The organism is Sphingobium sp. PNB (assembly GCF_019873065.1).
Taxonomy (GTDB): Bacteria; Pseudomonadota; Alphaproteobacteria; order Sphingomonadales; family Sphingomonadaceae; genus Sphingobium; species Sphingobium fuliginis.
On record NZ_JAINEZ010000214.1, the window covers coordinates 1 to 1,235 of the forward strand.

A 1,235-nucleotide genomic window follows, 5' to 3' on the forward strand; every position below is an offset into this window, starting at 1 on the left:
TGATCCGACACCATTCTCTGGACCACCTGGGGCTAGAGTTTCTCGGTCTTGGTCACGGTGACGGGCTGGGTGCGTCACCGGGATTCATCAGCGTGATCGGGGGCTTGTTGCCAATGGCACCGTGCGGCCGATCCTCGTTGTAGTATCTGCGCCAATCCTCCAACTTTTCGCGGGCATCTGCAAGTGTCAAGAACCAGTGGGTGTTCAGACACTCCGCCCGGAAGCGCCCATTGAACGCTTCGATGTAGGCATTGTCCGTAGGCTTGCCGGGCCGTGAGAAGTCCAGCGTAACGCCGTTGGTGTAGGCCCACAGATCCAGGTCCCGGCTGATGAACTCGGAGCCCTGGTCGACCCGGATTGTCCTTGGGTAGCCGACGACGGCGCAGGTCGTCTCGAGCGTTTGGACGACATCCTCACCCCGGTAGCTGAACCTCGGATCCAGCACCGGCGAGAACCGCGAGAACGTGTCGACGACGGTCAGCACGCGGATCTTTCGACCCGTCGCCAACTGGTCATGGACGAAGTCCATGGCCCAAACATCATTCACGCGGGAGGCCGCGCAGCGGTCTTCCCTCAGCTTCGCCTTCACCCTGCGCTTGGGCGTCTTGTTGCGGAGCTGGAGGCCCAACTCGTTGTAAATCCTGTGTGTTCGCTTCATGTTGATCTCCCAGCCTTCGCGGCGAAGAAGAACGTGGACGCGGCGATACCCGTAGCGGACGCGGGTCTCGCAGATCTCACGGATGCGGGCTTCGATGCCGGCCTGCTCGCGGCGGCGGGATTTGTAGTGGTACGTCGAGGTGTCTATTTCCAGAACCCGGCAAGCCCGGCGGATCGACACGCCCCAATCACTGCGAACCCCGTTCACCAGCTCGCGTTTACGAGCAGGCCTCACAGCTTTCGGCGGATGACGTCCTGCAGCATCTCCTTGTCCAAGGAAAGGTCCGCCACGAGCTTGCGCAGCTTCGAATTCTCGTCCTCGAGCTGCTTCAAGCGCCGCATGTCCGGCGGCAGCATGCCGTCGTATTTCTTCTTCCAGTTGAAGTAGGTCGCCTGGCTGATCCCCGCCTTGCGGCAGATGTCCGCGACGGGCACGCCGTCCGCGCCCTGCTTCAGAATGAACGCCTTCTGGGCGTCTGAAAATCTCGATGCCTTCATCGTCTTTCGCTCCTCCCAGCCAGGGAGATTACGGCGAAAAACTCTAACTCCAAGCGATCCAGTTTTCCGGGATCAGATCA

The 1,235-nt window shown here is 60.7% G+C and carries 1 protein-coding gene; it reads right to left on the reverse strand.

Annotated features, from left to right (window positions below; genetic code table 11):
- Nucleotides 1-52: 52 nt before the first annotated feature.
- Nucleotides 53-1,155 (reverse strand): IS3 family transposase gene (locus K7W03_RS27460; protein ID WP_222888132.1). Its coding sequence is split into 2 segments (ribosomal slippage): nucleotides 53-894 and nucleotides 894-1,155, totalling 1,104 coding nucleotides; the frame shifts between segments, so codons are not numbered across the junction.
- Between the last annotated feature and the right edge of the window lie 80 nt (nucleotides 1,156-1,235).